At 61.4% G+C, this 9357-nt stretch carries 4 protein-coding genes; all 4 read left to right on the top strand.

All coding sequences use genetic code 11. The features are described 5' to 3' along the window. Positions 1 to 41 precede the first annotated feature (41 nt). On the top strand, positions 42 to 3284 hold the full coding sequence (locus ACLIIZ_RS20785) for a type VI secretion system Vgr family protein (protein ID WP_416695565.1): 3243 nt from the start codon (positions 42 to 44) through the stop codon (positions 3282 to 3284). Then, positions 3284 to 5731: a phospholipase D-like domain-containing protein gene (locus tag ACLIIZ_RS20780; RefSeq protein WP_416695563.1), complete on the top strand. Its 2448-nt coding sequence runs from the start codon at positions 3284 to 3286 to the stop codon at positions 5729 to 5731. Before ACLIIZ_RS20785 ends, ACLIIZ_RS20780 begins: the two co-directional genes overlap by 1 nt. Beyond that, positions 5724 to 6788 (top strand): T6SS immunity protein Tli4 family protein, encoded by a 1065-nt coding sequence (locus ACLIIZ_RS20775; protein WP_416695561.1) that lies wholly within the window; start codon positions 5724 to 5726, stop codon positions 6786 to 6788. Before ACLIIZ_RS20780 ends, ACLIIZ_RS20775 begins: the two co-directional genes overlap by 8 nt. A gap of 61 nt (positions 6789 to 6849) precedes the next feature. Then, positions 6850 to 9357, top strand: a 2508-nt coding sequence (locus ACLIIZ_RS20770; protein WP_416695559.1) for a type VI secretion system Vgr family protein, incomplete at its 3' end; no start/stop codon positions are given.

The raw sequence follows: 9357 nt of genomic DNA, 5'->3' as shown, positions 1-9357 counted from the left end.
TCTTCGCTATCCTTCCGGCTTCCCATTTAGCCGCCACAGCCATGTCCATCGACCTCGTGCGCAACCTGTTCTCGAGCGACACGCGCCTGTATGCGCTGTCGTGGCGGGACGAGGGGATGCCGCAGCTGGAAGTCGAATGCTGGTGGGGGCGGGAGAGCCTGTCGGGCGGCTTCGAGTACGTCATCGACCTCGTCGCGCCGGATGCCCGGCTCGGCCAGTCGCGTTTCCTCGGCAAGGCGCTGGCACTTGAGGTGCGGCTGGCCGACGGCAGCACCTTCAAGCGCCACGGCTACGTGCGCTGGGCGGCGACGCTCGACGCCGACGGCGGTTTCGGCCGCTACCGGCTGATCGTCATCCCCTGGCTCTGGCTCACCTCGCGCGGCCGCCATCACCGGGTCTTCCAGGAACGCAGCGTGGTCGACATCGTCGACACCGTGTTCGCCGACTATGCCGACGTCGCCGCCTGGCAATGGGCCGACGAGGTCGCCGGCTTCCTCGCCGACACCCGGCCGCGCAGCTACTGCGTGCAGTACAACGAATCCGACTACCAGTTCGTCTCCCGCCTGCTCGCCGAGGAAGGCCTGGGCTGGCGCATCGAAGCCGACGACGCGGCGCCCGGCGGCCACCGCCTGACGATCTTCGCCGACAGCCGCCTGTTGCCGCAGGACCCAATCTCCGCCAGCGGCCTGCGCTACCACCGCAGCGATTCGCAGGAAGCCCAGGACGCCATCCTTGCCTTCGGCGAACACCGCCGCCTGCTCGCCGCCAAAACCACGCTGCTCTCGCACGACTACAAGGCCAAGCGCACCATCGCCGCCAGCGTGCCGACGGCGCAGCCGATCGGCGGGCCGCATGCGCCGCTTCTCGAGAACTACGACGACGCCGGCCCCTACGCCTTCGCCAGCCTGGCCGAAGCCGAGCGCTACGGGCGGCTGACGATGGAAGCGCACGAAGCCCGCTACCTGACCTGGCTCGGCCGCGGCACCGTGCGCAGCCTCGCCGCCGGCACCTGGATCGCCATCGGCGACTTGCCGCGTACTGGCGATCACCGCTACCTGGTCTGCGAGGTCAGCCACGCCGGCATCAACAACCTGACCGCCGCCGCCATGGCCCGCCTCGCCGAACGCCTGCGCCTTCCGCAGAACCTCGGCCAGGACGACCCGCTCTCCGGCGGTGACGCCGTCGAACCAATCGCCGCCCCGACCAGGGTGCCCGCCGAACTCCTCGAACTCGCCCGCGAACGCGGCTACGGCAACAGCTTCACCGGCCTGCACGCCGATCTCCCCTGGCGGCCGGCGCTCACCGACGACACCGGCCTGCGCCTCAACCCGCGCCCCACCGCCCCCGGCCCGATGACCGCCACCGTCGTCGGCCCCAACGGCGAACAGAGCCCGAACGGCGTCGAAGAAATCTGGTGCGACCGCTACGGCCGGATCAAGATCCGCTTCCCCTGGCAACAAGCCGAACGGCCGGACGACCGCGACAGCTGCTGGATGCGCGTCCTGCAACGCCAGGCCGGTCCCGGCATGGGCTGGCAATGGCTGCCGCGCATCGGCCAGGAAGTGCTGATCGACTTCCTCAACGGCGACATGGACCGCCCCTACGTCCTCGGCGCCCTCTACAACGGCAAGGGCGCCGGCGGCGTCCCGGCGACCCCGGGCGGCCGGCCGGGCGAAAGCGACGCCAGCGTCTTCGACCCCGCCACCGACCACCGCCCGGCCGGCCAGGGCAACCTCGCCGGCGGCAACAGCCCCGCCTGGCACGGCGGCGCCAGCCACAGCCACCGCCACCCGGCCGCGCTCGGCGGCTTCAAGAGCAAGGAATTCGGCGGCCAGGGGTTCAATCAACTGGTGCTGGACGACAGCGACCGCCAGCAACGCATCCAGCTCAAGAGCACCCAGCACAGCAGCGAACTCAACCTCGGCCACCTCATCCACCAGGCCGACAACTACCGCGGCAGCTTCCGCGGCACCGGCGTCGAACTGCGCACCGACGCCTGGGGCGCGCTGCGCGGCGGGCGCGGCGTACTGATGAGCACCTGGCCGCTCGCCACCCCCGGCACCCCGGCCGGCGACTTCGCCCCCGGCATGGCCCTGCTCAGACAAGCCGACACCCTGGCCCGCAGCCTCAGCCAGGCCGCCAAGACCCACCGCACCGTCGAACTCGCCAGCGCCATCGGCAGCACCGGCGCCGGACAAAGCGCCATCGACGACCAAGCCGCGCCGATCAAGGCCCTGTACACCGTCGCCAGCGGCATGGTCGACGCCAAAGACGAAAACCAGGCCAGCGCCGACGCCCAGGCCAAGAGCACCACGGCCGACACCGACAAACGCCCGCACCCGACCGACCCGGCGATCCTGCAAGCCGCCCGCGCCAACTTCGCCCACATCGCCGGGCAGAACCTGCAATACGCCAACGACGAAACCACCACCTTCGAGAGCGGCGAAGACAGCAACCTCGCCATCGCCGGCAAAGCCAGAATCCACACCGGCCAAGCCATCGGCCTGGTGGCCGGCGCCATCCGCCCCGGCGAAGGCAACACCGGCATCAAACTGATCGCCGCCAAAGACGACATCGACCTGCAGGCGCAGAGCGATGAAATGAAGTTCCAGGCCAAGCAGGACCTGAGGATCGTCTCGGCGAATGCCCATGTCGACTTCGCGGCGGCGAAGAAGATTCACCTCGCGGTGAAGGGCGGCGCCTCAATCACCATCGACGGCGGGATTACCGTGCAGTGCCCGGGGACGATTACGGTGCATGCGAGCAAGAAGAAGTTCAGTGGGCCGGTGCGCGAGAACTACGCACTGCCTCGTTTTTCCAGTAATCCATTTGTTAATACGCTGCCGCGTTTCGATATCAAATTGACCGATATCCCAGGGCCTGACGGTGCGGCGTTGGCAAATACGCCTTGGCGAATAGTTTCGGCCAGAGACGAAATGGGCGCCTTGGTTCAGTCAACCTGCATGATGTCGGGGCGTAGCGATTCTGCAGGAAAGGTGGCTCTTACGGCCGATCAGGAAAAACAGTTGGCGGAAGCTTATCTCTCGGGGAGAGGCGTCTGGGTTCTGTTTGAAGGGCAGATCAAGCGGCTTGATGTTACCAAGGAGCGCCAGAGTTGGACAGATCAACAGAAGCTGGAGTATGCGCTTGACTCGCTGGGTTTTGCAGACAGTTTTGGTCTTACTGCAGGAGAGGATAGCTTGCGATATGCGGCCCCTCTTGCACGTAGCGAATTGGGCCAGGCTGTCGGTGCTGTGTTCGAAAAATTCAAGAAAGGTGTGTGATGCAGACGAGACCACACTCCACAATTCACCAGATTATTGGGCAAGACGGCAAGCCTTTCACGGCAACAGGTTGTTTCAACCCGTGGATTGGAAGCGCTCCAGACGCTTTTGCGATGTCCAGAGATGGTAATAAAGCGATACCACTACTGTCCGGACAAGACTATTTTGCCGATTTGATTGCCAGCGTTGATCTCGCTGAAAGAGAAGTGCTGATCCTGGGGTGGCAAGTCTCCTGGGATGCTTTGCTCGCACCTGGCGTCCGTTTGTATGACTTGTTGTACCGTAACGCGAAACGTGGCGTTAAGTTCTATGTTATGCCATGGGACGATACCAATCCTGTTCAGACCTATGACGACCAGACACGGATTGTTCTCGAAGATATCAATGCGCGCTTAGGCCTGGAGGGGGACAAGAAAGCTATCAACGTCTTACTGTCGAGTGCGGTTGTAACGACCAACAAAAAATATTTCAGCCATCACCAGAAGTGTGTGGTGGTTGACCGCGAGATTGGTTACATGGGCGGGATTGATCTGGCCTATGGTCGCTACGATAGTGCAGCCTACACACTGAAACCTGACGCGGACGGTCGAGCTGTGCTCAATCGCTACAATCCGTGTGTCGCCTGGATGAAACAACTTGAAAGAGACGATCTGGTTGATCCAGATTTGATGTCGGGGATTGCCGACCGCACCCGGCCGAGTGTTTGGCAGGCAATGAGTTCCGGTCTTGGTATGCCCGTTATGCCAAAGAGCGATGATCGAAGTCCCGCACAAATCCATTCAGACAAGGCAGCGGCCGGTGGTTGGCAAGTGCCTTATCAGGAAAATATAGCAATATTAAATAGTCCGAGCTTGGATACCAATACGCCTGACCTGACAACACTCGATGAAAACATGCAACCCCGCATGCCTTGGCAGGATGTCCAATGCCGGCTGGAAGGGCCAATTGTTTCAGATATGGTCCGCAATTTTGTCGTGCGCTGGAATATCGGTAGCTCATTCAAGCTGGAACTACCTGATCATCCTTCGAAATATGCTCAACCGGGCAAGGCTCGGATACAGTTTCTGCGCAGTGCGCCTGCTGATTTGCGTACTGAAGAATACAAAGCTTCCGAGAGTGCATTCTCTAAAAAGCCAGAGGGAGCCGACGATAGCATTCAGAAGGCCATGATCCGACTTATCTCTAACGCTGCTCAATTCATCTATATTGAGAGTCAGTTTTTTGTATCAGAATTTGGAAAGAAACAAACTGGCAGCACCAATCTTAGTCCCGTTGGTGAGTACATTCAGAAAGGCCCTAAGGGTATTGGCAAAATAACGGTGGCCGCCGTTCGCCAAGCAGATGGTTTTGCTGAGGGGCTTGATGGCCCCCCAAAAAACGGTGTTTGCGAAGCCTTGATAAAGCGTATCAGGGACGCGATTTTCGATGCCAAGAAGCCGGATTTCCATGTGTACATCACTTTACCTGTACATCCCGAGGGGGATTTGATGGCGCATTCGATTGCTGCTCAGGTTTTTTGGACCATGCAAAGCATTACAAGTGGCAGCCATAGTCTGTTGAATGGCATCCGTAGGGCGCTCAAAGCGAAGGAGTTGCATGACAAAAATCAACCCTATCTGGAAGTGCTGAATAATCCAGACAATACCGCCTACCGGGATATTCCGCTCGAAGCCTGCGAACAGTATGTAACACTACTCAACCTGCGGAACTGGGAAAAAATCGGGCCAAACTACGTCACGGAACAAATTTACATCCATAGCAAGCTCATGGTGGTCGATGATCGTTTCGCGTTGCTTGGGAGCGCAAATATCAACGACCGCAGCTTGCTTGGCGAACGGGATTCGGAAATTGCGGTGCTTGTCATTGATACTGAAGTCAGTCAGTGCGATCTGGGCTCAGGAGATGTCAAGCCGGTGCGTACGTTCGCGCGCCAGTTACGTATGGGCATCTGGAATAAGATTTTTGGTATTGCCGGTAACGTGCGACCAGCCAACCACCTGAAAACAGCCATCGAGAAGCCGGCCAGTCCGGCGAGTTGGCAGGCGATTCAGAAACAAGCCAAGGCAAATGCTGAGGCTTATGAAAAGGCATTTTCTTTTGTTCCGAGGAATTGGTCAGGGAGAAAAAATAGGGCGGGGGACCCAATTCCCGCGAGTGTCTTGCCAACTTGGGATGGTAACGACCTTTCTTCTCCCATGCCAAGCCAGAGCTTATTTTGGCAAAAGCCGCAGTTCATGGCAAAAGGAGTGGCGGACCTAGATCAAATAAAGGGTTTTATCACGGCGCTGCCGATTCACTGGGCGGAAAAAGAGAATCTGGACTTTAAGTTGCCTACCGCCATTCTGGTCGATAATCGAGTGCCGGGTGGGGAAATGCCTGCCCATGAAACCAGAACCGTCATGATGACAGCTACAGAGATGGAATCGACTGGAGAAGGTGGTGCGTAAGAAGTGGATAGTGCTGCTGATATTTGTGATCTGCGGTAGCGCGGGTTGCGCCGAAACCGTGCCTGCTGAATGGCCAAAAGAATGTGTTGGACGACTGCAGCTAGCACTACCAGGGAAGTCGGATCAGGCAGCTTATTTATTCAGCGAACTATTCAGGAATCATGCGCAGTATGGTCAGCCATATATGCGTTTTCCTGATGGAGAACCGGCTGGTTTGAGTCAGTTTTCAATTGCCGACATTACGCATCCGTTAAATGCTAGTGAAAAAAATGATGCGTTAAATAAGTTCATTAAAATCCAGGAAAAGATAGGCGATTCGTATAAAGAAAAGGTGAGGAATGTTTCAACAGGCAAGCTAATTGGAAAAGCTTGGGTGATACAGGGGAAATATGTTGGTCTTGACGCTCTGGTAAATAACTCTGTTTTTTTATGGGGACAGGAAACTGCTAGTGAAATTGAATTTACGCATGTCGAAGACAAATTAAAGAGTTTGATCAACGCTCTTCGCCCACGGCCCCTCTTCGACGTTCCCGCTGAACCTGGACTTTGCTTGCCCTATGTTTTTATTCCAGACGGCGGCCAAGGGGGGCATGCCATCGCAATGACTTACCGTCTGAAGGAGCATCCGGATATAACGATCAATCTCAGAAGTAAAACCGCCGAAAGCACTCCAAAGGAAGGAGATAATATTCGCCCGGATGCTGTAACGAATGATTTTCAGACAGATCTGTATTGGGGAGCTTATTTGGCTAATGTTGTAGATGCTAGAAGTCTATGGCATTTACCTGCCAAGCGTCCAATGCACATGGCAGGGCGTTCTGGCCTGGAAACGTTTCTTGCCGTTGTTCGAAGCAAGGACTCCGAAGAAGACTACATTTACCACGCTGTTGCCCGTGGCGACCCCGATGAACCGGAGAAAGCTCCGGATGTGCGACTTGTGGTTGAGCAAAATCGGCAGAACGCTATCAAACGCGGTATTCAGCCATTGACCCAAGATGAGGTTCTCAAACTTTCGCGGCAAATCGCGGCCAGCGTTGCCGTGCGTAAAAACAAATAGACAACATGGCAATTGCTCCAATGACACGGGGTTTTGCGCGTGGGCGTCTCGGGACGAGGGGATGCCGCAACTGGAAGTCGAATGCTGGTGGGGGCGGGAGAGCCTGTCGGGCGGCTTCGAGTACGTCATCGACCTCGTCGCGCCGGATGCCCGGCTCGGCCAGTCGCGTTTCCTCGGCAAGGCGCTGGCACTTGAGGTGCGGCTGGCCGACGGCAGCACCTTCAAGCGCCACGGCTACGTGCGCTGGGCGGCGACGCTCGACGCCGACGGCGGTTTCGGCCGCTACCGGCTGATCGTCATCCCCTGGCTCTGGCTCACCTCGCGCGGCCGCCATCACCGGGTCTTCCAGGAACGCAGCGTGGTCGACATCGTCGACACCGTGTTCGCCGACTATGCCGACGTCGCCGCCTGGCAATGGGCCGACGAGGTCGCCGGCTTCCTCGCCGACACCCGGCCGCGCAGCTACTGCGTGCAGTACAACGAATCCGACTACCAGTTCGTCTCCCGCCTGCTCGCCGAGGAAGGCCTGGGCTGGCGCATCGAAGCCGACGACGCGGCGCCCGGCGGCCACCGCCTGACGATCTTCGCCGACAGCCGCCTGTTGCCGCAGGACCCAATCTCCGCCAGCGGCCTGCGCTACCACCGCAGCGATTCGCAGGAAGCCCAGGACGCCATCCTTGCCTTCGGCGAACACCGCCGCCTGCTCGCCGCCAAAACCACGCTGCTCTCGCACGACTACAAGGCCAAGCGCACCATCGCCGCCAGCGTGCCGACGGCGCAGCCGATCGGCGGGCCGCATGCGCCGCTTCTCGAGAACTACGACGACGCCGGCCCCTACGCCTTCGCCAGCCTGGCCGAAGCCGAGCGCTACGGGCGGCTGACGATGGAAGCGCACGAAGCCCGCTACCTGACCTGGCTCGGCCGCGGCACCGTGCGCAGCCTCGCCGCCGGCACCTGGATCGCCATCGGCGACTTGCCGCGTACTGGCGATCACCGCTACCTGGTCTGCGAGGTCAGCCACGCCGGCATCAACAACCTGACCGCCGCCGCCATGGCCCGCCTCGCCGAACGCCTGCGCCTTCCGCAGAACCTCGGCCAGGACGACCCGCTCTCCGGCGGTGACGCCGTCGAACCAATCGCCGCCCCGACCAGGGTGCCCGCCGAACTCCTCGAACTCGCCCGCGAACGCGGCTACGGCAACAGCTTCACCGGCCTGCACGCCGATCTCCCCTGGCGGCCGGCGCTCACCGACGACACCGGCCTGCGCCTCAACCCGCGCCCCACCGCCCCCGGCCCGATGACCGCCACCGTCGTCGGCCCCAACGGCGAACAGAGCCCGAACGGCGTCGAAGAAATCTGGTGCGACCGCTACGGCCGGATCAAGATCCGCTTCCCCTGGCAACAAGCCGAACGGCCGGACGACCGCGACAGCTGCTGGATGCGCGTCCTGCAACGCCAGGCCGGTCCCGGCATGGGCTGGCAATGGCTGCCGCGCATCGGCCAGGAAGTGCTGATCGACTTCCTCAACGGCGACATGGACCGCCCCTACGTCCTCGGCGCCCTCTACAACGGCAAGGGCGCCGGCGGCGTCCCGGCGACCCCGGGCGGCCGGCCGGGCGAAAGCGACGCCAGCGTCTTCGACCCCGCCACCGACCACCGCCCGGCCGGCCAGGGCAACCTCGCCGGCGGCAACAGCCCCGCCTGGCACGGCGGCGCCAGCCACAGCCACCGCCACCCGGCCGCGCTCGGCGGCTTCAAGAGCAAGGAATTCGGCGGCCAGGGGTTCAATCAACTGGTGCTGGACGACAGCGACCGCCAGCAACGCATCCAGCTCAAGAGCACCCAGCACAGCAGCGAACTCAACCTCGGCCACCTCATCCACCAGGCCGACAACTACCGCGGCAGCTTCCGCGGCACCGGCGTCGAACTGCGCACCGACGCCTGGGGCGCGCTGCGCGGCGGGCGCGGCGTACTGATGAGCACCTGGCCGCTCGCCACCCCCGGCACCCCGGCCGGCGACTTCGCCCCCGGCATGGCCCTGCTCAGACAAGCCGACACCCTGGCCCGCAGCCTCAGCCAGGCCGCCAAGACCCACCGCACCGTCGAACTCGCCAGCGCCATCGGCAGCACCGGCGCCGGACAAAGCGCCATCGACGACCAAGCCGCGCCGATCAAGGCCCTGTACACCGTCGCCAGCGGCATGGTCGACGCCAAAGACGAAAACCAGGCCAGCGCCGACGCCCAGGCCAAGAGCACCACGGCCGACACCGACAAACGCCCGCACCCGACCGACCCGGCGATCCTGCAAGCCGCCCGCGCCAACTTCGCCCACATCGCCGGGCAGAACCTGCAATACGCCAACGACGAAACCACCACCTTCGAGAGCGGCGAAGACAGCAACCTCGCCATCGCCGGCAAAGCCAGAATCCACACCGGCCAAGCCATCGGCCTGGTGGCCGGCGCCATCCGCCCCGGCGACGGCAACACCGGCATCAAACTGATCGCCGCCAAAGACGACATCGACCTGCAGGCGCAGAGCGATGAAATGAAGTTCCAGGCCAAGCAGGAG

This window comes from Azonexus caeni (assembly GCF_048146105.1).
Taxonomy (GTDB): domain Bacteria; phylum Pseudomonadota; class Gammaproteobacteria; order Burkholderiales; family Rhodocyclaceae; genus Azonexus; species Azonexus aromaticus_B.
The sequence above is the reverse complement of the archived record's forward strand: the minus strand, read 5'-3'. Positions and strand labels throughout refer to the sequence as shown.